This window comes from Mixta theicola (assembly GCF_002895925.1).
Classification (GTDB): Bacteria; Pseudomonadota; Gammaproteobacteria; order Enterobacterales; family Enterobacteriaceae; genus Mixta; species Mixta theicola.
Map to the genome: position 1 here is coordinate 1 of NZ_NWUO01000020.1, position 26,087 is coordinate 26,087.

General features: G+C 53.2%; 21 protein-coding genes and 4 pseudogenes. 21 read left to right on the plus strand and 4 right to left on the minus strand.

The window, feature by feature from the left end; genetic code table 11:
• From COO59_RS18655 to COO59_RS21355, 3 genes and pseudogenes are all read left to right on the plus strand, one after another.
• Positions 1-233: integrase core domain-containing protein (locus COO59_RS18655; protein WP_165786542.1), on the plus strand; the 233-nt coding region annotated here is incomplete at its 5' end.
• A gap of 26 nt (positions 234-259) precedes the next feature.
• A complete protein-coding gene (locus tag COO59_RS18660) occupies positions 260-1,057 on the plus strand; it encodes a helix-turn-helix transcriptional regulator (protein WP_103061223.1) in 798 nt (265 codons plus the stop codon).
• Positions 1,058-1,278: 221 nt separating this feature from the next.
• Positions 1,279-1,611, plus strand: a pseudogene (locus COO59_RS21355) (site-specific integrase); the annotation flags it as partial.
• Here the strand turns inward: COO59_RS21355 and COO59_RS18670 are convergent.
• Positions 1,583-2,026, minus strand: a pseudogene (locus COO59_RS18670) (integrase domain-containing protein); the annotation flags it as partial. The pseudogenes COO59_RS21355 and COO59_RS18670 sit on opposite strands and share 29 nt — an antisense overlap.
• Here COO59_RS18670 and COO59_RS20985 point away from each other — a divergent pair.
• From COO59_RS20985 to COO59_RS18715, 10 genes and pseudogenes are all read left to right on the plus strand, one after another.
• Entirely contained in the window at positions 1,982-2,128 is a 147-nt protein-coding gene (locus tag COO59_RS20985) for a hypothetical protein (protein WP_165786543.1), read from the plus strand. The pseudogene COO59_RS18670 and the gene COO59_RS20985 sit on opposite strands and share 45 nt — an antisense overlap.
• Before the next feature lie 409 nt (positions 2,129-2,537).
• Positions 2,538-2,897: pseudogene (locus tag COO59_RS18675) on the plus strand (type II toxin-antitoxin system RelE/ParE family toxin).
• On the plus strand, positions 2,881-3,204 hold the full coding sequence (locus COO59_RS18680; protein ID WP_103061224.1) for a helix-turn-helix domain-containing protein: 324 nt from the start codon (positions 2,881-2,883) through the stop codon (positions 3,202-3,204). Before COO59_RS18675 ends, COO59_RS18680 begins: the two are co-directional and overlap by 17 nt.
• Before the next feature lie 337 nt (positions 3,205-3,541).
• Positions 3,542-4,051 (plus strand): annotated as a pseudogene (locus COO59_RS18685) (FRG domain-containing protein); the annotation flags it as partial.
• Between the two features lie 152 nt (positions 4,052-4,203).
• A complete protein-coding gene (locus COO59_RS18690; RefSeq protein WP_103061226.1) occupies positions 4,204-4,416 on the plus strand; it encodes a hypothetical protein in 213 nt (70 codons plus the stop codon).
• A 569-nt stretch (positions 4,417-4,985) separates the two neighbouring features.
• Complete coding sequence (locus COO59_RS18695; protein ID WP_103061227.1) at positions 4,986-6,374, plus strand: MFS transporter; 1,389 nt, start codon at positions 4,986-4,988, stop codon at positions 6,372-6,374.
• A gap of 3 nt (positions 6,375-6,377) precedes the next feature.
• Positions 6,378-8,759, plus strand: a complete 2,382-nt coding sequence (locus COO59_RS18700; protein WP_103061228.1) for a glycoside hydrolase family 3 N-terminal domain-containing protein — start codon at positions 6,378-6,380, stop codon at positions 8,757-8,759.
• 662 nt (positions 8,760-9,421) lie between these two features.
• Complete coding sequence (locus COO59_RS18705) at positions 9,422-10,855, plus strand: OmpA family protein (protein WP_409371609.1); 1,434 nt, start codon at positions 9,422-9,424, stop codon at positions 10,853-10,855.
• 15 nt (positions 10,856-10,870) lie between these two features.
• The gene (locus COO59_RS18710; protein WP_103061230.1) at positions 10,871-12,457 is read left to right on the plus strand and encodes a hypothetical protein; all 1,587 of its coding nucleotides are present in this window, start codon (positions 10,871-10,873) and stop codon (positions 12,455-12,457) included.
• Entirely contained in the window at positions 12,454-13,284 is an 831-nt protein-coding gene (locus COO59_RS18715) for a hypothetical protein (RefSeq protein ID WP_103061231.1), read from the plus strand. The genes COO59_RS18710 and COO59_RS18715 overlap by 4 nt, the downstream gene beginning before the upstream one ends.
• 94 nt (positions 13,285-13,378) lie before the next feature.
• Here COO59_RS18715 and COO59_RS18720 read toward each other — a convergent pair whose 3' ends face one another.
• The 3 genes from COO59_RS18720 to COO59_RS18730 all read right to left on the minus strand — a co-directional run bounded on the left by COO59_RS18720 (position 13,379) and on the right by COO59_RS18730 (position 17,959).
• Complete coding sequence (locus COO59_RS18720) at positions 13,379-13,891, minus strand: phospholipase D-like domain-containing protein (protein WP_165786545.1); 513 nt, start codon at positions 13,889-13,891, stop codon at positions 13,379-13,381.
• A gap of 32 nt (positions 13,892-13,923) precedes the next feature.
• A complete protein-coding gene (locus COO59_RS18725; protein ID WP_103061233.1) occupies positions 13,924-16,917 on the minus strand; it encodes a DEAD/DEAH box helicase in 2,994 nt (997 codons plus the stop codon).
• Positions 16,918-17,062: 145 nt separating this feature from the next.
• Positions 17,063-17,959 carry a LysR family transcriptional regulator gene (locus COO59_RS18730; protein WP_103061234.1) on the minus strand — a complete coding sequence of 299 codons (897 nt, stop codon included), beginning with the start codon at positions 17,957-17,959 and terminating at the stop codon, positions 17,063-17,065.
• Between the two features lie 140 nt (positions 17,960-18,099).
• Here COO59_RS18730 and COO59_RS18735 point away from each other — a divergent pair, with 140 nt between their 5' ends.
• From COO59_RS18735 to COO59_RS18770, 8 genes are all read left to right on the plus strand, one after another.
• Positions 18,100-18,315, plus strand: coding sequence for a hypothetical protein (locus COO59_RS18735; RefSeq protein WP_103061235.1), 216 nt, complete (start codon positions 18,100-18,102; stop codon positions 18,313-18,315).
• 272 nt (positions 18,316-18,587) lie between these two features.
• Positions 18,588-21,326, plus strand: coding sequence for a sigma-54-dependent transcriptional regulator (locus tag COO59_RS18740; protein WP_103061236.1), 2,739 nt, complete (start codon positions 18,588-18,590; stop codon positions 21,324-21,326).
• 90 nt (positions 21,327-21,416) lie between these two features.
• Positions 21,417-21,839: a PTS sugar transporter subunit IIA gene (locus COO59_RS18745; RefSeq protein WP_103061237.1), complete on the plus strand. Its 423-nt coding sequence runs from the start codon at positions 21,417-21,419 to the stop codon at positions 21,837-21,839.
• A gap of 15 nt (positions 21,840-21,854) precedes the next feature.
• Positions 21,855-22,325, plus strand: a complete 471-nt coding sequence (locus COO59_RS18750) for a PTS sugar transporter subunit IIB (protein WP_103061238.1) — start codon at positions 21,855-21,857, stop codon at positions 22,323-22,325.
• 14 nt (positions 22,326-22,339) lie between these two features.
• Positions 22,340-23,116 carry a PTS mannose/fructose/sorbose/N-acetylgalactosamine transporter subunit IIC gene (locus COO59_RS18755; RefSeq protein ID WP_103061239.1) on the plus strand — a complete coding sequence of 259 codons (777 nt, stop codon included), beginning with the start codon at positions 22,340-22,342 and terminating at the stop codon, positions 23,114-23,116.
• Positions 23,106-23,933, plus strand: a complete 828-nt coding sequence (locus COO59_RS18760) for a PTS system mannose/fructose/sorbose family transporter subunit IID (RefSeq protein WP_103061264.1) — start codon at positions 23,106-23,108, stop codon at positions 23,931-23,933. Before COO59_RS18755 ends, COO59_RS18760 begins: the two co-directional genes overlap by 11 nt.
• A 10-nt stretch (positions 23,934-23,943) precedes the next feature.
• On the plus strand, positions 23,944-25,005 hold the full coding sequence (locus tag COO59_RS18765; protein WP_103061240.1) for an SIS domain-containing protein: 1,062 nt from the start codon (positions 23,944-23,946) through the stop codon (positions 25,003-25,005).
• 18 nt (positions 25,006-25,023) lie between these two features.
• Entirely contained in the window at positions 25,024-26,034 is a 1,011-nt protein-coding gene (locus COO59_RS18770; protein ID WP_103061241.1) for an SIS domain-containing protein, read from the plus strand.
• Positions 26,035-26,087 lie beyond the last annotated feature (53 nt).

A 26,087-nucleotide genomic window follows, 5' to 3' on the forward strand; every position in this document is an offset into this window, starting at 1 on the left:
GTGGAAACTGCCGGGATAATAGTCCAATGGAACGCTTCTTCCGGAGCTTAAAGAATGAATGGGTGCCGATGGTGGGTTACGTAAGCTTCAGCGACGCAGCACATGCAATAACGGACTATATCGTTGGATATTACAGTGCGCGCAGGCCGCACAAATATAACGGTGGGTTGCCACCAAACGAATCGGAAGATCGATACTGGAAAAACTCTAACTCGATGGCCAGTTTTAGTTGACCACTACATTCTGAAGGATGGATGCCATGTTACAGAACAACATAAAACAGCTTCGTACCCAGCTATCTATAACCCAGCGCGAGCTGGCGTTCATGGTCGGCACCAGCCAGCAACAAATTCAGCGTATCGAAACCGGGAAGGTTGCGGCAAAGCTGAGTCTCGCACAGGCAATATGCAATGCCCTGGATAAACCTCTAAACGTAGTGTTCCCGGAAAGCGATCGGTTGATAAACGACTTCCGCAAGAAGCGTCGTAAAACCGATGAAGATCTTGAGGCGATAGCCACAAGCGGCATTGAAATGGATAGCGGTCTCTGGACTGTAAAACTTTGGCTACAGGGGCAGCTGGACTATTTGTTGTTGCCCATTTCAGCAGCGGATAAGCGGAGGTTTTATTATTATTTTCAGGAAAAAAACACCCCAAATACAGAACGCTTCTTCGTTTTTGATTCTTCGGAGTATCGTTATGCGTTAAATATGCGCGAAGTGGTATTTCATCAGTTCCTGTCTGATGGCTTTGCTCTCATCATGAGCGAAGAAGAAGACGACTATGAAGACGATTATTTTAATGTCCATATTACTCTGGTGAACGGTGGACCAGTGATACCACTGAGTGTTGAGCCTGATGCGCCGCAAAACGAAGAGACGGATGATATCGGCCAGTTGAATGCGTTCTTTGACACGCTGGATTGCGAGCTTGAAACCACGGATCGTTTTATGATAACCGACGAAGATGGAGAAGATGCTTTCATCCGTATTGGTTCTATTGCGATGGTGCGAGTCGCGCTTGACGCGTTAGAACCTGTGGAAGATGATGAAGAGTAATTTTTTGAGTTAGCTAAGACTTCAGAGAATCGCGTTGAGTATACATGTGAGTATATATAGCGGTTATCTTATTTTTCAATTTTAATTATTTCAGCTGTTTACGTCGAGAATAGCGGTGCGGCCTTCGCACCAATACTCATCTAATTAGTTGTGTTTAAATAACTTTCCTCATATTTTTGCTTGTAAACACGTAGCCCTACTACAAAAGGCTATACGAGGCGATGTCTCAGCGATATAAACTCTATCGTCGAACCAGCGGCATTTATGTTGTCCGCATTAGCGTTCCCCAACGTTTTCGTCGATACGCAGGACAGTGTGAGATTCACACATCAACAAGCTCTAATATTCTCTAAGAAGCAAAGCTTAGAGCTGCAAAGCTACTGTCTGTCTGGCATCAGGTTCTAATCGAGTATGAACGATTGGACAATAGATCTCTCACTGAATGCGCGCCGCTTATGGCTGGTGCCGGAATGATCACTCTGGCTAGTTTCGCACAGGCAATTGAACTGTCAGTGAGCCAGCTGGTGCAATCAGCAGAGCGTCATTTACTGCCTGCTGTACAGCGTTACGGTCAAGGATTCGCGTTTCACGCGGCCTACCGCCTTTGGTGCCAAAAACAATGGTGAGAGTTGATTGATTACGTTCAAGCTGCTTTTTCCACGTATTCAGTGAACTGGTGCACTGCACAGTTTCCTGTGAGCGAAGCCCCAGCAATCGGGCAAGCTGAAGGGCACAGGCAAGTCCCTGGTCATGCTGCTGCGCGCTTTGCAATACTGCCTGAAATCGCTCATCCGGGATGGCAAATTTCGTGCCTGCACGACTTGCTCCGCTTAATCCCAACGCTTTATTCGTTAATCGTGTTGATGTAACGAGTTTTTCCCTGCCTGCCAGACGAAACACCTTGCGCAATGCTGACATGTCATTATGAAGCGTTCGAACAGCAATACCTGTTGCCTGGCGATCGGCAATGATGATATTGCCATCGTCGCAGGCAAAAGCTGTTGCTTTGCTGGCGGCAAATCATTCACTGAGGAGAAGACCGAATACAGCATTCTTTACGGAGAATACTGATCGGCGCGGAAACGCTCGTTATTAGCCGTCTCTTAAGTTTAAGGAATCTTCATCGTCACGTCCCAGGTGCGTTTTTGTTGACGATACCTGCTTTCAAAGGTGGGCAGGTTTACCGCTAATCCAGCGTTGTCTTTCAGGTTACGACAACTTTCTTTGTGGTCGCCCGAATGCGTCAGTCACAGACCACACTCCATTCCTTATGATTTTGGCTTGTGACCACCCGAAGGCGTTTCTCACAGGCCACTCGTATCATCCTGATACTGGAAACATTGGTGGCTGTCCGTTGACAGCAGATATACGTAGCTAAAAATACGCCAAAATTTTGTTGGCTTCATGCACTTTGCATCAGTGAGAAAAAGGAGTAGCCTAGCACCAGGTGCTATAGTTAAGGTAACAGGATGTCAGCCTGATGCGCGTATTCAAAACTAAATGGTTCAGCAAGGCGGCTAAATCTCACGCCATTAAAAATAGTGAGTTATGTCGGGCTATAGAGGCGGTGATGCAAGGGAAGGCTGACAATCTCGGTGGGGGAGTTTACAAGTAACGGCTGAACCAGAATCGCGATCGCGCCATTATCCTGGCGAAAGGTGGAGAGCACTGGTTTTACACGTTCCTGTATGCCAAGCAGGATATGGCAAACATCGATCAACGCGAACTGGCCGGATTCCGAGAGTTAGCAAAGCACTACGCTGCCCTTGTTGACGAAAAGATTACGGTACTGATTAAGAGTAAAGAACTGGTGGAGATTTGCCATGACTGCAAAAAGTAAATTTAAGAGTCCTGCATTTGAGGCCATCCACAGTGCGGCTGCTGGATTATTCAGCGTTGATGCTATCCCGCAGGAAACGATGCGCAACTTTGACAAAGCGTGCCTTAATAACGTGAATGAGCTTCAACCCGTTGAGATTAAGGCGTTGCGCGAGAAGCTGAACGTCAGCCAGCCAGTTTTTGCCAGCTACCTGAACACCAGTGTGTCAACGGTGCAGAAATGGGAAAGTGGCGTAAAACGTCCTGGTGGATTGGCGCTGAAATTGCTTACTGTAGTGCAGAAGCATGGGTTGAAGGTGTTGGTTTGATTTAGTTGTACTGGCTTATCTTCGGGCTAGTCATTATTGGGAAATAAGTTTCTGGTTAATTTTATTGACCGCTTAATGTCAAAATCGGAAGCTGCTATTGTAAAGAAAGGATTCATGCTTTAGATATATACGCTACAATTAAAATATTAGGTGACATCAGCAAAGGAGGCAAAAAATGTCCGATTTGCGGGCTTGGTACTTTTTGGTAAGCGCTACGATTTTAAAACACAAGGTGTCATAAGTGAGGGAAATTGAAGCTGAAGGGACGTTAAGTTCTATTACTAATTGTTTGAACGAAGTAGCAGCAGATTTTCAATCTACATGATTTCGTGGTCAGTCTATTTATGCGCATAAATTGCTCCCCGGCATTTTCAGGCAAGGTTCTTCGTTTGGCGTAGTATATCATGAACAAAAAATGTTTGAAGAATTCAAAAGACATTATCCAGAACAGTCTAATAATCATAAAAACACATATGAATGGGTCACGTTAATGCAACACTATGGGCTCCCTACACGTTTATTGGATTGGTCTGGTAATCTACTTGTTGGTCTGTATTTTTGTTGTATAAACGACTCAGATAAAGATGGTGTAATTTTTATTTTTGATCCAACTTACTTGGATGAAAATTATAAATTCAATGAGTTACTTGAGATGCAGGTGCAAGAGAAGTCACGAGATGACTTTTTTCATAGGATAATTTATCAGCTTGATGATGTCCTGGATGGAAGCTGTAAATTAAATGGTATATCTATCCAGGTCTTCGAAATGACTTGTTCAAGCGGTCATAATTTTGCGGTCTTTCAACCGGTAGTTCAGCATCTTTTGTTAGCTTACAGATTAAGGTAGAACTGCCAAATACCAAAGACGTTAACGGAAATGCTATTCCTTTCATTTTCTCTGATATTAAACGAGCCTTTTCCAATATTGTTCCATTTAAAGCCCCGCACCTTAACCCCAGAATCAGACAGCAACATGGACATTTCACATTTCATGGCGGAATGTTTATTGAGGATGATGAATTTATTCCTGTGGGAGAAATGGAACATGAAATGTACACAGGTAATTCGTTAATAAAACTTAAAGTTACAAACGGAAATAAGATTAAACTCCTGAAAGAACTGACTTATGCAGGTATAAAGGAGGCAACTCTTTTCCCTGAAATGGAGTATCAGGCACGAGAAATTAAAAAGTTATATTCCTTAATAGTGTGAAATGCCCGTCTCATTGGATAGTAAGAAATGTCAGTTTTCTATCAAGTACAAAAGCCACTGTAGATTGTTAAGGGCTTTGGTATGTTAGCTCATAATGGCGAGTAGTTCCCAGGCTCAACCTCGTACAGTATGCCCTTTGAAGCTGGAAGACGTGCCGCCGTCTCTAAACCTCATACCTCACCAGACTGATCACACGCATTTAAGCCCGATGTGCGGCCTTGTGGCTGCGTAAACAGGAGAATAGTGGTATCGCTGCGCTCAACTGACCTGCCCCACGATTAGCTACCACCGTCAGTTAATCATATCGGTTTGTTTCCTTCCGAATTCTGCGTTTGTCCCCTTACCACTAACGGGGCTTGATGCAGCACGCGTTTATTGGCGGCTTTTGCCTGATAAATGCCAAATCGCGTTAATTTGCTATCCATCACACTTATTCAAAAAAACGTAAAAACATAAATTCGCCGTTAATTTTTGCAATTGTTATTCCGCTTCCCTTTTACAACATTAACAGGCACCGAAGAATGTCGCTTTTCGTTAAATAAATACCTGCGGGTATAAGGGGAGCAATAATGACGACCTGTTCCGTGCTGGGTAAAAAAGAGAAAATTGGCTATGGGCTTGGCGATATGGCCAGTGCGCTGGTCTGGCAAACGGCAACGCTGTTTCTCGCCTGGTTCTATACCGATGTGTATGGCCTGCCTGCGGCAATTATGGGCACCATGTTTTTGCTGGTGCGAGCGCTGGATGCCTTTGTCGATCCGTGCATCGGCGCGCTGGTGGATCGCACCCGCACCCGCCACGGACGCTTTCGTCCCTGGCTGCTGTGGTTTGCGGTGCCGTTCGGCGTCTGCTGCCTGATCACTTTCTACGTGCCTGACGCCGGGCCGACGGCGAAAATTATCTATGCCTGCTTCACCTATACTTTGCTGAGCCTGGTTTATTCCGCGATTAACGTGCCTTACTGCGCAATGCCGGGCGCGCTGACGCTCGATCCGCGCGAGCGCCATTCTCTGCAGTCCTGGCGTTTTGGCCTCTCATTTATCGGCGGGCTAATCGTTACGGTGATCGCGCTGCCGCTGGTTAAACTGCTGGGCGATGGCAACGCGCAAAAAGGCTATTTTTATGCCATGAGCCTGATGGGATTACTGGGCGTCGTGCTGTTTCTCTGCTGTTTCGGCATGACCCGCGAGCGCTATTATTCCGCCGCCGAAAATAGCGGTTCAATGCTCAGCGATTTAAAAATCCTGGCGCGCAACAGCCAGTGGCGCATTATCTTCTTCTTCAATATTTTGCTGCTGACGGCGGTGGTAACGCGCGGCTCCGCCACGATGTACTACGTTAAATATCTGCTGTTACGCCCGGAGTTGGTGTTCGCCTTTATTGTTTCCGGCATGGTCGCCTCGCTGCTGGGCGCCATATTATCCGAGCGGCTGCTGGGTAAATTCGATCGGGTGCGCGCCTATCAGTGGACAATTATCAGCTTTGCTATTCTCGGATCGCTGGTTTTCTTTTTACCGCCAACCGCTATCTGGTGGATATTCGGCATTAATATCCTTTTCAGCTTTATACAGAACCTGACCACGCCGCTGCAGTGGACCATGTTTTCCGACGTGGTGGACTACGAAGAGCAGCGCAGCGGGCGACGGCTGGACGGGCTGGTATTTTCCACCGCGCTGTTTGCCATCAAATTTGGCCTGGCGCTGGGCGGGGCGCTGGTTGGCTGGATCCTCGCGCTGGTGGACTATCTGCCCAACCAGGCGCAGCAGTCAACGGGCGTGCTGACCACCATCAACGCGCTGTTCACCCTTATCCCTTCGGCGCTGTTCCTGGCGATGGCGCTGCTGCTGTGCCTCTACAAGCTTAACAGTCGCAAAGTGTCCGAGATCGCCAGCCAGCTGGCGCGCAAGCGTCAGCAGCGTGAAGAGCTTTCCCCTCTGGTTTCCGCAATTCAGGAGTAATTTATGACGGCTATTTATCAGGATCCACAGCGCCCCGTTGCCGAGCGCGTTGCCGACCTGCTGGCGCGCATGACGCCAGAAGAGAAATTTGCGCAGATGCACGCCTTCTGGCTGATCCTTTCGCCCGACGGCGCGCATCGTGAGCGCAGCGATCTTAGCGATAGCTTCTCCGGCGCGGGCCAGCAAACCGATCTTAATGCGCGACTGCAGCGCGGCATCGGCCAAATTACCCGACCGCTGGGTACGCATGTTGTTGAGGCGAAAGAGGGCGTCAGGGCGGCAAACCGTCTGCAAAAAACGCTGGTGGAAGAGACGCGGCTGGGCATTCCGGCGCTGTTCCATGAAGAATGTCTGGTTGGCCTGCTGTGCAAAGGGGCGACGCTGTTTCCTTCTCCGCTGAATTACGCCTCAGCCTGGGATCCGGCGCTGGTTGAGCAGGTTGCTGCGGCGATCGGCGAAGAGGCGCGATCCACCGGCTGCCGCCAGGGGCTGGCCCCGGTGCTGGATGTCTCGCGCGACGTGCGCTGGGGGCGCACCGAGGAAACCTTTGGCGAAGATCCGTGGCTGGTCGGCGTCATGGCTACCCATTTTGTTAAGGGGCTACAGGGGAAACGGCGCGATCTGCTGGCGACGCTCAAGCACTATGTCGGCCACTCCTTTAGCGAAGGCGGGCGTAATCATGCGCCGGTGCATCTGGGCTTTTGCGAGCTGAATGACACCTTTTTGCTGCCGTTTGAGATGGCGGTCAAGCTGGCTAACGCCGGTTCCGTGATGCCCGCTTACCATGACATTGATAATCAGCCTGCGCACAGCGATGCCTTTTTGCTGACGACGCTGCTGCGTGAACGCTGGGGCTTCGATGGCATTATCGTTGCCGATTACGGCGGCGTCAGCCTGCTGCATCAGCACCACGGCGTAACGCGGGATGCGGCAGAATCCGCCGCGCTGGCCTTCAATGCCGGGCTGGACATCGAACTGCCGAAGGATGACTGCGCGCAGCATCTGGCAACAGCCGTGGAGCGCGGCCTGATTACTATGGCGAAGGTGGATGAAATTGTCGGTCGTCTGCTGACCGAGAAGTTTCGTCTGGGGCTGTTTGAGCAACCCTATGTCGATGAAAGCCGCATCAACCTGCAAAGCGAAGAGGCGCGGCGGCTTGCCCGCGAAGTAGCGACGCGTTCGATTACCCTGCTGGAAAACAACGGCGTACTGCCGCTGAAGCCTGCGCAGCGCGTGGCGGTGATCGGGCCGACGGCGGACGATCCGCTGGCGCTGCTTAGCGGCTACAGTTTTCCGGTGCATCTGATTATCAGCGATATGCTCGATCAGGCGTCGCAGGTGGTTACGCCGCTGCAGGCGCTACGCGCTGCGCTGGGTGAAGAGCAGGTCAGCTATGCGCGCGGCTGCCATATTATTGAACAGCGCATGGCGGGCGCGCCGGTTTTCCCCGGCGACAGCGCCGGAAAACCGATGCAGCAGTCGCCGGTATCGCAGGATCGCTCGCTGATCCCACAGGCGGTGGCGGTTGCCGAACAGAGCGATGTGGTTATCGCCTGCGTGGGCGATCTGGCCGGATTATTCCAGAGCGGCACGGTAGGTGAAGGTTCGGATGCGGAAAGCCTCTCTCTGCCGGGCGTCCAGCAGCAGCTATTGGACGCGCTGGTCGCAACCGGTAAGCCGGTGGTGGTGGTGATTACCGGCGGCCGTCCTTACAACCTCGGCGGACTGGAAGATAAAGTCGCGGCGTTGCTGATGGCCTGGGCGCCGGGCCAGGAGGGCGGTCCGGCAGTGGCCGATGTGCTGACCGGGCACGCCGAGCCAGAAGGGCGGCTGGTGCTGTCGGTGCCGAAAAGCGCCGGGGCGATGCCCTATTACTACAACCACAAGCTGAAAAGCGGCGGCACGCCGTTCGCCTTCCACTTTGGCGCGCGCTATCCCTTTGGCTACGGTAAAAGCTGGACGGAATTTACCTACGGCCCGCTCAGCTTCAGGCACGACGAGGTGACAATCGACGGCGGTGAGATTGAGGTAGCGCTCGATATTACCAACAGCGGCCAGCAGGCGGGCAGCGAAGTGGTGCAGCTTTATGTACGGGATAAAATCGCCTCGATGGTCAGGCCGGTACAGGAGCTTAAAGCGTTTCAGCGCGTCAGGCTGGCGGCGGGCGAAACGGCGCGCCTGACCTTTTTCCTGCCGGTGGATATGCTCAACTTTACCAGCCGGGAAGGGCAGCGTGTGGTGGAGCCGGGCGAGTTCGAGATTCAGGTGGGCGCCTCCAGCGCGGATATTCGTCAGCGCGGCACGGTGAAGGTCACCGGCGCGCTGCGCGAGCTACCGTCGAACTGGCGAATGCTAAGCCACTGCGAAATCGGGCGCGGCCTGTAGCGCCGGATGCAGATGTGCTTTCGCTGCTGTTGCCCGCGAATTCAGGCCACCGGCTGTTGAATAACGATCGGGCCAACAGCGGCAGCACAGGCTTTAGCTGGAATTGACGCTGAAATGATAATGTTAACGAGGCCGCAATAGCGGCCTTTTTTATGGCCGATGGTGTGATAAGGCGGCGGGTAAATCCCTGTGCCATATAAATGCGTCCGACAATATCTGCGTAGCAACATGTTTTTAACTAACAGGCATAAATTCTGGACAATGTTTAAGTGGCCGATAATAATAGGCGCGCTTTAAAATCCATAAGGTTTTCTACAGTTAACCGGCTGAATGTACAGGATTGTTTTTAATAAATCCTTTTTTCATTTCGCCGAGTTTTCTGTTATGTAAGCCAGAAAATAATAATAAACCGCTAATAATTTGGCTTAATTTCGCTAATCGTAGCGTGAGCTGTTTTATTTAGCCGGTGGGTTAGGTTATAGCCCTGCGCAACCCTGCCTGGGGAATGAATCGATATTCACCAAAAAAATTATGCGTTATATAAAAACATTGGCACAGCTCTTAATTAAATAACAGGTTTATTTTTGGGCATGGACAAGGACTAAGGAGAGAACGTGAAACGCCGTCATCTCAGGAAAGTGGGGTCGCTGACTGCTGTCGTTATGCTGACTTCAAGCTGCGCCAGTCTGCATCAGGCTGGACAAAATTATGGCACGGCCATCGGCTGTATTGGCGGAGCGGCATTAGGCGGGGGGATAACTTATCTCGTCACGAAAGATGCCACCAAAGCCGTAGCCGGCGGACTGGTAGGTGGCCTTGCCGGTTGTATGGCTGGCAACGTCTGGCAAAATCGCGAGAAAGCGCTTGCTCAAATCGCGGCTGAGGAACATATCGCTATTACAAGCCAGCCGCTTCAGGCGCAGCAGAAAAGCGGTACAGAAACCGTTGGGCTGGTGGCCCAGGTTGAAGACAGCGGCATGTTTGATACTAACAGCGCCCAGCTTTCTGCCAGCGGGCTGCGTCAGGTCAGGAAGATCGCTGCCGTGATGAAAGAGGGCGACCAAAACGGTGTGGTGTTAATTGTCGGCCACACCGATGCTACGGGGAGCGCCAGCTGGAACCAAAAGCTGTCGGAACAGCGTGCGCAAAGCGTAGGTCGCGTTCTGCAGCTGGCTGGCCTCAATCCGCAGAAACTTTATTTCCAGGGCGCGGGTTCGTCTCGTCCGCTGGCGGATAACACGACGCCCGACGGACGGGCGGCGAACCGCAGGGTTGAGATCGTTGGCCTGGCAGATGAAGCGTTGCTCCGTCAGCGCGTAGAGCAGGAAGGCAATAACCTGGCCTATTTACGCTATGGCACCCAGCCCGCCACTGCGCAGCAGGCTAAAAGCGCGCCAGCGCCAGCCTCCGCAAAACGACGCCCTGTCGATTCCCGCAGCGCTAAAAAAGCGCCTTCAGTTCCGCCGACGGCGGAGACCAGACAGACCGCCGCTGCTTCAACCGGGACGGAAAATAACAAAAACTGGGTAAATTTCGGCGGCGAGGCGGTCAGCACTTCAACGCTTCCTTTGGCGGCGAATCTCAAGCCTCGCAGCAGCGGGTTTTCCTTAATTTCGCAGGCAAATGCCAGCGGCGTAACGGGAAGCTGCCTGACTGATAGCGCGCGCGTAGCGGGCGTGGCGAAGAATCTGGCCAGCGGAAAAGCGATTGAAGCCCATCAGACACGGGAATATTTCAACGGTATGAATGGCCGTGCATGGGCAGGCCTGGTCAATAACCATCTGGTCACGCTTTCGCCGGTAAAAGTGCTTAAAGAGAATGCCGCCGTGGTGGCCAACCCAAATGTTTATATTACCCGCAACTACCAAAACAGCGGTAACCGTAAGGCTGATGCGCCCATAAGCGCCGTCGCTAATGCCTGGGAAGGTGAAGACAGCATCCTTTATCGGGTTTATCTGCCGTCAGAGAAACAGCAGCCTCTCTCCTGTATCGATCTGCTGGTGCCTAAAAATGCCACTAAAGCGCAGCAGGGCCAGCTTTTTTATACCAGTCACAGCAATGCCTGGGTGGCGAATTACAGCCCGACCCGTAGCTAATTAAGGAAACAGAGAATGGAACTTTTCCAAAGCATCGCCGAGGCGATCTCCCTCTACCGTTATATTTTTTGGCCACTGCTGGCCCTGGCGATTTTAATTGTGGTTTTTATTCGCTGGTGGAATCAGGTCAGCTATTTCTTTGTTAATTTCTTCAGTAGTTTTCCCGTTATCGGTCTTATTGCCCGCCTTTCACGCAGCAATGAGCCTCGCCGCACGGAAGCGGACGGCAAGGCCTGGTATCCCGCCGAGAAAATGCTGTGCGCTAAGTACTGGCGCTATTATGAATCCTTTAATCACAGCGCTAATTTCTATCATCAATGCGTCAATTATCTGAACAAGGTGGATGAGCGGGGACGCAAGCCGACCGGACCGCTGCTGTGGTTCTGTAGTGTGGCGTTAGTCTTGCTTGAAGCTTTTATTTTTGCGCTGGTGCTTTCGCCCTTTATCGCGAATAACATCTCCGCTAATCAGGCTGAGTTTTCCGCCATTGTTATCTCTGTCTTAATCGGCGTGGTGCTGGTGCCGGCAACGCATTTAATGGGCGCGGAACTGCATAAAAATACGCTGCTCAAAAAGATCCGCTACTGGTATAACGATGCGCGTCATGATGGCAATGCTAAAGGGTTAGCCAAAGCGAACAATGTCTCGCTCGAAACCAGCGACGTTGATGACGATCAGCCTAATTACATCCAGATGCGCAACCGCGTTAACACTAACGTTGAGGCCAAACCGCAATACTGGGCGACGGCTATTGCGCTGGCTCTGATTATTTTCTTTGCGGTCGGCGCCTATTTTGTTCGCGCTGCCACCATTGATGCGATTGACACGCAGACGGTAAACGGCTCGCCCTTTAGCCAGATGAGCGATACGCAAAGTTCGCCGTTTGAGCTGCCTGATGAGGCCGTGGCGGATAATGCTAAAGCTGACAGCCAGGCAACAGAAGAGATCAACCATAACCGTGTGTTCGCCTCTAAGCTGACGTTTATCATCCTTTCTGTCATCTTCGTCGGCGTACAGTTGATCGGTATTCTTATCGGCATCTATCGCTCTTTTGCCGGTATTGAATCGAAAATGGCGGCGAAATATGTCGGTAACTTCAGCGGATCGGAAGAGTTTACCGCCTGGCACAGCGCGCGCCGCGAGCGTGTCGAGCGTGATGCTCAGGAGAAGCTGAGCGCATTACAAAACCGTATGCTGATGAAGCGCACAAGTAGCCAGAGCCAACAGCTTAACGAACTGCTGACGTTCGATGACTACGTCAGCGGGAAAATCCGCGGTAAGGCCCGCGCAGAGCGCGAGTTAAACGAAAACAGCAACCGGGATAGCTATCGGGCGCAGCCCAGCGCGGCCCCTGAGCCGGTTGTTCAGCAGGCGCCTGCCGCACCGGCGCAGGCTCCTGAGCCGTTGAGCAGGCACAGCGCACAGCCGCAGGCGCAGCAGAATGAAAAAGAGCGTCTTGATGCGCTGGGAGAGTTAACCGGGTTGGATGAAGAAGAGCTGGCGCTGATTGCCGAAGATCAGGGACTTACTCTGGAAGCGCTAATGAAACGCCAGCGCGTTCAACAGCTGCTTAACAAGGCAAGGACCAGGGGGGAGGCATGAGAGGATGGCTTGCGCTAATTTTGCTGGGTATGGCATGCGTAACGCAGGCGGCGGATCGTAATGATATTCCCAGCTGTTATCACTTCCTGAAGCAGGATGCCGTACGCCCGGATGACAGCGGGCGCGAGCTGGTTATTATCATTGATCAAACCGTTAAAGTACCTTTGTCCCTGAAAGAGTCGGTCTGGCAACACGTACTCCGCTACGTGCAGCCGGGCGATCGCGTCGTGCTGTATCAATTCTCTGCGTTGCTACAGGATAACTATCTGAAGCGGGTTTATGACGGCAAGCTGGAAGCGCTGTTTACCGATCGGAAGGCGCGTAACAATATGGGCATGGAGAGCCTGAAAAAACTGGATGCCTGTTTGCTTCAGCAGAAACAGTATTTCAGCCAGGGCATCGGTAAATTAATGGCCGCCAGTTTTGCCGCCGACAGCGATAGCGTGGCCAAAAGCGAAATCTTTGGCAGCCTGAAGCGGATTGCTGAAGATTTGAAAAGCGATCCGGCCAGAGAAAAATCTGTTTTGCTGGTATCGGATATGTTGGAGAACAGCGACTTCGTCAGTTTTTACCGTAATAACCGCATCCGCTCGATCGTTGCTGAAAAGGAGATGGCTAAAGTGACGGAACAAAACCTGATTGCCGATTTTAACGGGGCGAAAGTCTACGTGGCGGGCGCAGGGCTTATCGACACCGCAGCTAAAAATAATTACCGCTCCGGCAAAGTGATGCAGCAGCTTGAAACGTTCTGGCAGCGCTATTTCGAGGCGTCGCATGCGGAGCTGATTAGCTTCGGCGCGCCTGAATTAACGGTAGAGATAAAGTAACCGCTTCGCTTCATCCTTCTCTGTAACGCCTTCCGCTAAGGAAGGCGTTACAGACTCTCTTATTATTAAACCGATAATGCCTGCGCTTATTCGCTTAAGCTACGTCAGGAGAAAAATCGCGGCGAATACGTTCCTGTAAAGAGGTCAGTTGAATATGGATCTCATCTTTCAGCTCTCCGCTGTAAAGCAGCGACGTTTCAAAGTTTTTATACTCTCCCTGACGCTGTGCGCTAGCCCAGTTATAAGAGCCGATACAGATAAAATTATTATCAGCCATCAGCAGTTTACTGTGAACTTTGTTGACCACGCGCACGGCAATGCCATGCGCTGTTAGCTCCGTACAGCAAGCTTTAAACTGGGCATTCTTCTCTTCATCAAATCGATGGTTTGTAAAACTATTAAAACGATAGTCCGTATAGAGTTCGACGCTAATATCGCGCTCAACGGCCTGCTGCATGGTGCTCAGTATTCCGCTTTCCCTGAGCCTGAAAAGCGAGACCCAGGGTGAAACAATCACTACCCGTTGCTGCGCCAACTGCAGAATATCGGTCAGACAGGCATCATGCGCTTCCGCGTTATTAATAACCCGTGGCTCGCGGCAGCTCACCAGCAAATCAGGACGTGCGCCGACGGAAAAAATCAGTTCGCTGTCGGTGCGTCTGGCAAGATACTCACCAAGTAAATGCCGGGGCGTCCGCGCGGGGAGGCGTCAATGGCTTCCATATCGCCAAAAACAAGAAAGCTGTCTTTGGCGCGCGAAACGGCGACATTTAACATTGAACTGTCTTTATCGATAAATCTGCCGTTACTATGGCGCGAATAAACTGCCGAGAAAAGAACGATCTTGCGTTCAGCGCCCTGAAGCGCATGAACCGTTCCAACCGTCATTTTGCCTTCAGTGCGTCCGACATCAATGCCGCGGTTTTTACATGCTTCAGCGATGAGCCGCTCCTGCGCTTTGAATGGCGTGACGACTCCGACAATATCCTCCAGCTTAGCGTTGTAAAACGCTTCCAGCTCGGTGCGCTTGTCTGCCAGCCAGTCAGCAATGGTATTCGCCTCAAGTCGGTTAATGCGGCTGCCGGCGGGCGGAGACTCGGCCAGACCGTCTATATGCAGATAGCCTAACGCCGGAAGGGGCGGCTGCTTTTCTGCGGCGTCAACGCTTCCGCGTTTAGGCTCCAGCAATCCGTGATAGCACAGGTCGTTGCAGAAGGAGATGAGCTCGTCATAACAGCGTCTGTGTTCCCTAAGGAACATACCCGCTTCCGCTTCCGGCAGATAGTGATAACGGCTGGCCTGCTGGGCAATCCGCATTACTGAACCCTCAACAACGGAGCGTCCCTGTTGGCAAAGCTCATTGTAGCCAGCGGCGTTAGCTAACAGCTGATGCTGCATCAGATTGCCGATATCAATGACCGGCGACTGGTTGCTGACGGGCTGAATCTGATGCACATCGCCGATAATCAGCGCGCGCCTGGCCAGTGCAAAAGAAGCGGCGGCAACGTCCGGCGCTACCTGTCCCGCTTCATCAACGATCAACAGATCAATTTCATTGATCAGATATTCATTATTAAAAATGCCTTCGCTCTCAAAGACTTTATATGTCATATAGCCAGGCAGAGAATAGAGTGTCGAAACAATACAGGGCGTCAGGCACATACGACGCGCCCAGCGGGCACGTACCGCCTTCAGCCCTTGCGGATCGTTGCCGTTACGGTTTTTAATCAGCATATCGCGATCGTGCTCTTGATAGTCAAGGAGCCAGCGCGCTTCCCAGTAATGCACCGCCAGCTGAAACAGGCGAAAGCGTAAAGAGACATCCAGAGCACGGTCAGTTTCATCCAGAGAAGCGGTTACTGCTTCCTTACTGCTGAAAGGCGCGCTTAGCTGTAGCCACTCATCTTCCGCCAGCTGATACTGCTGCTGCAAAGTCGCTATCTGACCCAGCTGTTGCTCCAGAGGTTCGATACTCTTCCGCTGCTTTTTAAGCCACTCCTCCAGCATCGATTCAAGCCGTTCGGTGGAACAGCCTTCAGCCAGCGTACAGGCAAGAGGAGAGAATTTATCTTTAATAAATTGCTTACGCTTAGCCCTGCGTTTGTTAGCTACGGCAGGTACTACATCCAGTAAGCTCAGCAGCAGCGATTCATCTGCGCAGAATTTCAGCCAACCCTTGAGACTATCCTCAACCCCGGCAATATCTTGCTTAAGACGCCGCAGCTCAGCCTGCAAAGCGGCCCGCGTCTTTTCTGGCTCAATCTGCTGACGCTTAAGTCGCACCGCGTCAAAATTTTGCCAGCTCACTTCCAGCTCCGCTATCAACTGATAGCAGGCATTAATTTCTTTCCAGATCCGCTGTTTGACTTGCTTTACCGTCGCCAGGCTCGCGTCTTGCAATGCCGTTTGCGCACGGGTCAAAAAAGCGCTTGCCGCGCGGTCTGTGTAGTCTTCATTTTCCAGCAGTTTATAAAAGGAGGGGGTGTGATAATGCTTTGCTGCTTCGCCTTCCAGGCTGGGCGCCGGGAAATATCCGCCGTAGCTTTTCATCTCCGGCAGCCAGCGGCCGCTTAACGGATCATTATTCTCTTCGAAGTCTTTGCCAAAAGCCTCAATAATATTGGTCACGGCCTGATTATTGGTGGAGGCGGCGATGATCAACGGCGGCTGGGTTTCTTTCCAGGCGGCCTCCACCCAGAGTGAGGCAATAACGGAGAGCACAAAGGTCGTTTTACCTGTGCCGGGCGGGCCGTTAACGGCGAGGATCTCGCCGGGCTGCATGGCCATCACCTGTGCCAGCGCATCGCGCTGGGCGGCAGCGAGGGGAAAGCGCGAATTGGAATGGCCTGCACGGGCCACCAGCTGCGCCAGCGCATTGACGCAGGGGAGATGCTGCGTATTGTTTTCAAGCGCGTAACTTTCCGCCAGCGGTAACGATTCTTTGCACTCCGCCAGCCAGTCGTAAAGTTTTAAAATCTGGTAGCTTCCGCTAACGGCATCCTCAATCTTTTTGAGATAACCGCCGTTCTGGCTGGTGTAGCGCGCTTTAAGCAGCTCCCTGTCGCACAGTTTGAACAGCTCACGGGCTGAAGCAATATAAAGGCCCCAGGGGGAATGTTCTTCAGCAATGTCTGGCTGTTTGCTGAAGAGCGCGCTGGCTTCCTGCTCGCTATAAATCTGTATCGTTTGCTCATCCAGAAAACGGTCAAATTCCTGGACGGAGGCCAGGGTAAACTTATCGTCATACTGGGGAGAAAGCAGATCGCGCGGGATCTGCGGCTTGCCGGCAGGCAGAAAACTTCCCTCGCGGCTAAGCCAGACCGGGCAGATAACCGGCGTTATCGCCTCAGGAAAACCGGAATAACTACTTTTGCTGTGCTCATGTTCTTGTTTAACCAGATAGGCCGCAGGGCGCAAAGCGATCTTGATAAATTTTGTCTCATCAGGAGCATCTTTAAACAGCCCTTTCAGGGCGTCGCTTTCTTTGTCCAGACAACCTTGCCCAATTATTCCTGCCGGTACTTTTTGATATTCGCTCAGCGCCTTACGGGTCATTGCGCCACTGCCGCTTTCGGCATCCGCCAGTGAATTGCGCCAGTAGCGGAGCCATTGCCCGGCTTTTGCTGCACTCATGCTTTCATCCTTGCCTTATGCTTTTCTGACCCTGGCAGGTCTTTAATCAGTTTCGCTTATCATAACGCTAAAGTTTTAGCCCGTCGCTGACAAGGCGCTCTCTCACTGCAACGGGCGCAGCGCCGGATAACGGTAAAGCAGACGCTCAGCGCTCGCTGGGTTTGTAACGTTTTACCACTTCAATAAATCGATCCCGGATGGGATCTGCCCAGGCAGGGTTCCATACCAGCCCCACCTCCCATGATGCGTAAGGGCCTGACAGGGGAATAAACTCTATTCCACGCGGCGCAATATTGACGGCGCTTTCAGTTATCAGAGCAATGCCGATGCCAGTGGCGACCAAGGCCAGCAGCGTTTGTATATCGCGCGAGCGCTGGATAATATTGGCATCCACATGATTAAACGCCAGGAAGCGCGATATTTGCTGCTTAAGTCCGGGCCCGCGTTCTGGCGTCAGCTGGATCATCGGGAAATCGACCAGCAGGCGATAATCGCCCTCGTGGTGTAATTTACTGACTAAATCAGCCTTTTCTTTGGTTGCTACCGCAATCGCCAGCTTTTCCGTAATGAGCCTCAGGCTGGACAGCGGCGGCGCGACAGGCAGGCGCATAAAAGCCAGCTGTAAGCTGCCTGCGTACAGCCCATCGGCCTGCTGCGTCGAAGAAATATCCTCCAGACTGACATTAATCTGTGGATAGCGGCGGCGAAAATGCGCCACCAGCTCAGGCGCAATGCGAATGCTGGAGATGCCAAACCCGATCGCTAAGCTCCCCGCCTTGCCGCTGCTTACATTACGCGCGTGCTGACGAAGCTCTTCGACCTGTTTCATCACCGCCTGCGCGTGCGGCATCAGTTGCTTTCCCGCAGGTGTAAGCTGGCTGCCGTGACGGCCTCGCATAAAAAGGGGAAGATCCAGCTGATACTCCAGCGCCTGAATCTTTTTCGTCAGGGCGGGTTGGGTAATAAATAGTTTTTTCGCCGCTTCATGGTAATTACCGGTCTCAGCCAGAATTAAAAAAGCGCGTAATAGTTGCGTATCCATTCCAGTAAGTTATCACACGCAAAAAAAATATGATTATATTTTTTTCACTGTTTTGCCTTTAATAACGCATCGTCACTTTTCAATGACGGCAAGCAACCAGCAGAAACCACCTGGCCGGAGCCTGAACTCCTGGAGATCGTATGAATAAATTATTTATTTTCCTGATTAATCAAGATGTCGTGGTGCCACAATCGTTAGAAGAGTCAGACGCAGGTGAAATCATTCACCACCTTTTACAGCAGGAATTTTATATTCCACCCGTGCGCATCCGTGCAGCAGACAGTGGAAAAGCGTTCCGGCAGTTCCAGCAATTAGCAGAGCCAAAATGGCTAAACCAGAGCGTTATACAATATTGATTATAGCTATATAAAATAACGCTAATATTCCGTAATAAAAAATCATGTCTGAAAAAAGGAATTAAATAAACGCTGTTGGATTCGGACAGATATTTATTGCTGCTAACCAAATGATGATTAGTGCCGCAGGTGGCGGCCTGACGACAAGCAATCTGTGCGGCAGCCCACAAAATAACAATTCCCCGGTGCGGCTGCGGCTGCATCGGCTGAGTTCGCGGCATCATAGCCCTGAGTTGTAAACCAGGGAAACCGATGATGCGTAAAATAAATTACTGAACTTTCTGATTAATCAGACCGATTTTTTTGATCCGCAGCATGTCAGTGAAGTATTTACCGCCGCCTGGCTGGCGCAGCGTTTCGCTATGCAGCGCAATACCGCCAGCCACTATCTCAACCAGCTGGTGGCGCAGGGTGAGCTGATAAAAATCAACGGCCGCCCGGTCTGTTTCCTGCACAAGGCCAGCTTTGAGCAACAGTTCTTTCCGCTGACACGCAGCGAATACGCCAGCATCGCCGAGCTGCTGGCGGAAGAGGGAGATCCCGCGCCAGAGGCTGACCATTTCGCCTTGCTGATTGGCTATGACGGCAGCCTGAAGAAACCCATCGAACAGTTAAAAACCGCGCTGTTTTATCCCGACGGTGGGCTGCCGCTGCTGATCACCGGCGACAGCGGCACCGGCAAAAGCTATATGGCGCAGCTGCTGCATGAATATGCCATTGCCCAGCAGGTTATCGCGCCCGATGCGCCCTTTATCAACTTCAACTGTGCCCAGTACGCCAACAACCCGGAGCTACTGAGCGCCAACCTGTTCGGCTATGTAAAAGGCGCGTTTACCGGCGCGGTTAACGACAGGCCGGGCGCGTTTGAGGCGGCACACGGCGGCATTCTGTTTCTCGATGAGGTTCATCGCCTGCACCCGGAAGGGCAGGAAAAGCTGTTTACCTGGCTCGATCGCGGCGAAATTTACCGGCTGGGCGAAACCGCGCAGGGGCAACGGGTGCGGACGCGGCTGATCTTCGCCACCACCGAAGAGGTTCATAGCACTTTTCTGACCACCTTTATCCGGCGTATTCCTATTCAGATTACGCTGCCCGATCTGGCGAGCCGCAGCCCGCAGGAAAAACAGGCGCTGATGATGCAGTTTTTCTGGCGCGAGGCGCGGAAGGTTGGTGGACGTTTACGCCTTAGCCCACGGCTGATTAGCGCGCTGGGCGATCATATCTGGCGCGGCAACGTGGGGGAAATGAAAAACGCGGTGAAATACAGCGTCGCCTCCGCCTGGGCGCGGCAGATGAGCCAGCCGATGATTGACGTCACCCTGCACGATCTGCCGGAAACGGTAATGGCCCAGCTGCCGACCATTGACGATGCGCAGGCGGAGCCGCTGGTGATCGACCAGGCGGTTTCGCTGCCCTGGCTGCTGCGTCAGCAGGATAGCGCGCGGCTGTTGATTCAGGATGCGCAGCTCAGCGTGCTGTCGCTGTTTGAAAACTGGCGCAGCGGAGAGCTGGCGTGGGAAGAGATGGAAAGGTGCATGGGCAATGAAATTGAAAGCCTGTTTGATCGGCTTATTTTTACGCACCGCAACCAGCAGGAATCCTCGATGCTGCTGCTGACCAGCAGCCAGGTGCGTGAAGAATTTTATCGGCTGGAAAAGCGCTTCAGCCTGCAATTTAACGGCAACTGTATCTATGCCCTGAGCCACTATCTGCTGCATCGCGCCAGCGAAACGCCCGCGCGCCTTAACGCAGAATTGATCCGGCAGCTCTCCCACAGCCTGGAACAGCGCTATCCGCTGCTCTGTCGCTTTTGTCACGAGGTGCTGGCGGCGGTGACCCATAAGCTCGATCTGCATCCGCAGCGTATCGATGCGCTGCTGCTGATCCTCTGGCTACAGAAAACCGGCGTGCTGAGCCAGAAACAGATGACGCGGGCGGTGATTCTGGCGCACGGCTACGCCACCGCCAGCAGTATCGCTAACGTGGCGAACCGGCTGTTGAAAAGTAATCTGTTTGAATCTTTCGATATGCCGCTGGACGTCACGCCGGAAGCGATCGCCAGCGAGGTGATGCACTATATCGAGCGCAACGCGCTGGCTTCCGGGCTGGTGATTCTGGTGGATATGGGATCGCTGAACGCAATTTATCAACACTTTAACCGCCATATCACCACGCCGGTAGCGATTATCAATAACGTATCAACGCGCATGGCGCTGTACGTGGGCGAGCGCATCCTGCGTGGCGATCTGCCCGAAACGATTGTTAGCGAGGTGGCGGACGATCTGCCGGTTGAGCATCAGCTGATCTGGCCGGTACAGAATAAGCCGCGGGCGATTATCACCACCTGCGCGACCGGGCTGGGCGCGGCCAACAACCTGAGCGCGCTGCTGAAGGCCAGCATCCCGGAGGCGCTGGCGATAGAAATGGTGGCCTGCGATTACGACAGCCTGACCGATCGTGTGAAGCGTGAACCGCTGCTGGCGCGCTACGAGGTGCTGGCGGTGGTCGGCACTATCGATCCGCATCTGCCGGTGCCGTGGATTTCGCTGGAATCGCTAATTTCCGGCGCGGGCAGCGCCACGCTGAAGGCGTTGTTCGGGACGCTGACCAGCGCTGAACAGGTAGAAGAGATCAACAATCAGCTGGTGAAAAACTTCTCGCTGCGCCGGGTGATTGAGTCGGTGACCATTCTTGATACCGGCAAAGTGATCAACCAGGTCGAGCAGTTTTTACTGCACTATGAGCACCTTGCCGGGCTGGCGCTGACCAACGATCGCAAGGTGGCGCTCTATATTCATATCAGCTGTCTGATTGAGCGGCTGATCCGTCAGGCGGCGATTCAACGCTACAGCGGGCCGCAGCGTCCGTCCCGGCAGCTTAACGCGCTGCGCGAGGCGTTTAGTGTCATTGAGGCCAGCTATAGTGTCAAAATCCCCGACGCCGAGCTCTGTTACATCCACGATATTCTGCATCGCGAAACCGAATTTATCCCGGCAGATCAAGAGTTTTAGCCTTTCTTAACCGTTCTCCGTGCGGTGCGCCACTATTTCTGGCACGCCGCTTGCTCTTATTAACGCGTGGAACCGCTTGATGAGGTCAGGATGAAACGTCACTACATTTTTGCCAGCCACGGATCTTTTGCCGCCGGCATCCGTCAATCCGTTGAGTTAATTCTCGGAGAACAGCCGCATCTGCATGCGCTGTGCGCCTACATGGATGAAAACGACGATTTAACTCGCCAGGTCGATAGCCTGTTGGCCGCGTTTACGCCACAGGATGAGCTGATCGTCATCACCGATATTTTCGCCGGCAGCGTGAATAACGAATTTATTCGCTATCTGCATCGACCCAATTTTCATCTGCTGGCCGGATTAAACCTGCCGCTGGTGATTGAGATGCTGATCGCGCCGCCCGACGAGCCCGCGATACGGCTGATAAACGAGGCGCTGACCAACGCCCGCGAGGGAATACAGTACTGCAACCAGACCATCAGCAGCGCCAGCTGCGCGGACAAAGATTTCTGAGCGAGGAGGATAACAATGATAAAGCTCTTACGGGTCGATCATCGGCTGCTGCATGGCCAGGTCGCCTTTTCCTGGACCCAGTATATTGGCGCCGACTGCATTTTGATCGCCAATGACAACGTACCCAACGATGAGTTGCGCAAAACCACGATTAAGCTCGCGAAGCCGCCGGCGGTAAAGCTGGTGATCAAAAATATCGATGACGCCATTGAGGCGATCAAAAGCGGCGTCACCGACAAATACAAGCTGTTTATCGTGGTGGAGTCGGTCGCCGACGCCTGGCGGCTGGCAACGGCGGTGCCGGAAATCACCAGCATTAACCTCGGCGGCATTAAAGCCAAAGAGGGCAGCCGTAATATATCCAAAGCGATCAACGTGCTGCCGGATGAAATCTCGCTGTTGCAGTCGCTGGCTCAGGCTGGCAAAGAGATTGAGATCCGTCAGGTGCCGGGCGATCGCAAACAGCTGTTTAGCGAAGCGCTGTAGCGCGGGGAGTGATGATGACAGAAGCGTTATTGCTGGGGCTGGTGGCGTTTATCGCCCAGTCTGAATATGCCTTAGGCACCTCGCTGCTCTCCAGGCCGATCGTTACCGGCCTGCTGACCGGCCTGGTGCTGGGCGATGTACAAACCGGCGTGATTATGGGCGCGACGCTGGAGCTGGCGTTTATCGGCTCTTTCTCGGTTGGTGCCTCGATTCCGCCCGATGTGGTGACCGGCGGCATTCTCGGCGTCGCTTTCGCCATTACCTCCGGCGCGGGCACCGAAACGGCGCTATTGCTCGGCCTGCCCATCGCCACGCTGACGCTGGTGCTGAAAAATATCTACCTGGGGCTGTTTATTCCCACGCTCAGCCATAAGGCGGATGTGTATGCGGAGCAGGGCAACACCGGCGGCATCGAGCGTATGCACCTGCTGGCGGGCTTTGGCCTGTCGCTAATGCTGGCGACCATTGTTACCGTCTCCTTCCTGGTGGGCAGCGGCGCGGTAAAAAGCCTGCTCGACGCCATTCCTGAGTTTATTAAGCATGGACTGAGCGTGGCTACCGGCATCATTCCGGCGCTCGGCTTCGCCATGCTGGCGCGGCTGCTGATTAACAAAAAGGTCGCGCCTTACTTTTTCCTCGGCTTTGTGCTGATGGCCTATCTCAAGATCCCGGTGACCGGTATTGCCATCCTCGGCGCGATTGTCGCGGTGGTGATGGTCAATATGACGCAGCAGCCGGTCCAGCGCGCCTCAACGGCAGAAGGAGTGAACGATGACGAAGATGATTTCTGATAATGAGCAGCAGGCGGAGCCGCAGATTACGCCGCGCGATCTGCGCCGCGTCTTCTGGCGCTCTTTCCAGATGGAGTTCTCATGGAACTATGAGCGGCAGATGAACCTGGCCTTTGTCTACGCGATGATGCCGGTACTGAAAAAGCTCTACACGCGCCATGAGGATCTGGTGAGCGCGCTGAAACGCCATCTGGTTTTCTTTAACACCACGCCGCATATCGTCACGCTTATTCTCGGCATTACCGCCGCGATGGAAGAGAAAAACCGCAGCGGTGGCGGCATGGACAGCGCGTCGATCGATAACGTTAAGGCTTCGCTGATGGGGCCGCTGGCCGGGCTGGGCGACTCCTTTTTCTGGGGGACGCTGCGGCTGATCGCTACCGGCATCGGCACCAGCCTGGCGCTGAAGGGCAATATCCTTGGGCCGATTCTGTTTGTGCTGATTTTTAACGTTCCGCATATTCTGGTGCGCTGGCTGTTTACCCGCTGGGGCTATGTGCTGGGAACCGGCGTGCTTCAGCGCATCCAGAAAAGCGGCATGATGGAAAGCGTCACCTACGGCGCCTCGATTATCGGCCTGATGGTGGTGGGCGCGATGACCGCGTCAATGATTGATATTTCCACTCCCATCACGTTCGGCGCGGGCGAAGCGAAAACGCAGGTGCAGGGAATTATTAACGACATTATGCCCAGTCTGCTGCCGCTGTTGAGCTTCGGCATTGTTTACTGGCTGCTGGGTAAAAAGGTACAGCCGCTGATGATTATTGGCGGGATGGCGGTAGTCGGCATCCTGGGTTCATGGATTGGTCTGTTCTGAGGAGATAACGATGTCGGTCACGATGATGAACTGTATCGAACGCGAACCGGAGACGCTGACGCGCATCCTGGAGGAATATCCGCAGAAGCTGGCTCCGGTCTCGGCGTTGCTGGCGCAGGGAACGGTGCGACGTCTGCTGATTCTGGCGACCGGCTCGTCACTGAATGCCGCGCAGTGCGCCGCTTTCGCCTTCAGCCAGTGGGCGAATATTCAGGTCGAGATTAAAGAGCCGTACCCTTTTACCCACTACGAACGGTTTGATGAGGCTACCGACTGGGTAATCGCGCTTTCGCAGAGCGGCAAAAGCCATTCGACGTTAGCGGCGCAGCGCAAGGCGCAGGCGGCGGGCCGCAAAGTTTACTGCCTGACCTCTGACAGCAGCAGCCCGCTGGCGCGCGAGGCCGATGCGGTGCTGGATATTAACTGCGGCATCGAGCCGGTCGGTTTTGTCACCCTGGGCTTTAGCGCCACGGTGATGAATCTGCTGCTGATAGCCATGCTGGCGGGTGAAGCGCAGGGAATGCTTGATGCCGGCGCCCGCGATAAAACGCTGAGCGCGCTGCGCGACGTGGCGCTGCGGCTGCCGGAGGTGATGCGCCGCACCGATGATTTTATTACGCGCCATCAGGCGGTGCTGGCCGCCGCGCCGCGCTATGTCGCCATTGGCTACGGCGGGCTGGTGGGCGTGGCAAAAGAGTTTGAAACCAAGTTCACCGAGACGGTGCGCCGTCCGTCGAGCGGCTTTGAGCTGGAAGCCTATATGCACGGCCCTTATCTGGAGGCGAACAGTGAGCATCTGATGCTGTTTATTGAAGATGCGCCGCATCCGCGCCTCGCCGCCCTGCGCGACTATATGCGTCCGCACGTTAAAGCGGCCTTTACCCTCAGCGCGCAGGGTGAAAGCAGCGAAAACCAGCTGGGACTGAATTTCCCGCTCGATCCTTTACTGGCGCCGCTGTTATTAATCGTGCCGGTACAAATAATGGCTTATCGGGTTGCCACGCTAAAAGGCATTAATTTAAGCGTGCGGATATTTGACGATTTCGACAAAGTGCTGCAAAGCAAAATTTAATTCCTCAGGAGAAAAAATATGTTGGGTTTTAATCAGGACGAGTACCTGACCAGTGCTCGTGAGATCATCGCTGCGCGTAAAATCGCCGAACAGGTAGCGGAAAATATTCATCAGGATGGTTACAGCAATCTGTTTTTCGCCTCGGTAGGCGGTTCGCTGGCGCCGATGATGGCAATAAATGAATTCGCTAAAGAATGTACTGCGCTGCCGGTTTATACCGAGCAGGCGGCGGAATTAATTAATAAGGGCAATAAAAAATTAACTAAAGATTCGGTGGTGATTACGCTGTCTAAATCGGGTGATACCAAAGAGTCGGTGGCGATTGCCGAGTGGTGTAAAGCGCAGGGCATTCGCGTGGTGGCGATTACGAAAAATGAAGATTCGCCGCTGGCCAGCAACGCCAGCTGGCATATTCCGATGCGCCATAAAAACGGCGTGGAATATGAATATATGCTGCTTTACTGGCTGTTCTTCCGGCTGGTGGCGCTGAACGGCGAGTTTGCCGACTATGACCGCTTCGCCAGCCAGCTGGAGCTGCTGCCGGAGAACCTGCTGCAGGCCAAGCGGGATTTCGATCCGCGGGCCGATGAAATTGCCCGTCAGTATCACGCCAGCGATTATATGATGTGGATCGGCGGCGCGGAGATGTGGGGCGAGGTCTATCTTTTCTCGATGTGTATCCTCGAAGAGATGCAGTGGAAGCGCACCAAATCGGTGAGCTCGGCGGAGTTTTTCCACGGCACGCTGGAGCTGCTGGAAAAAGAGGTGCCGCTGTTCCTGGTGAAAGGAGAAGGCCAGTGCCGGAAGCTGGACGACAGGGTTGAAGCGTTTGCCCGTAAAATCAGCGATCGTGTGGTGGTGATCGATCCGCGTGATTACCACCTGAACGGTATTGATGATGCCTTCCGGTGGATTGTCGCGCCCTGCCTGGCCTCCACGCTGCTGGTGGATCGCCTGGCGGCGCACTTCGAAAAATATACCGGACACGATCTGAATATCCGCCGTTATTACCGCCAGTTTGATTATTAATGCCCGCTGCCCTTTCTGTCGCAGGAGAGGGCGGCTTCTGGCTTAACTTCGCC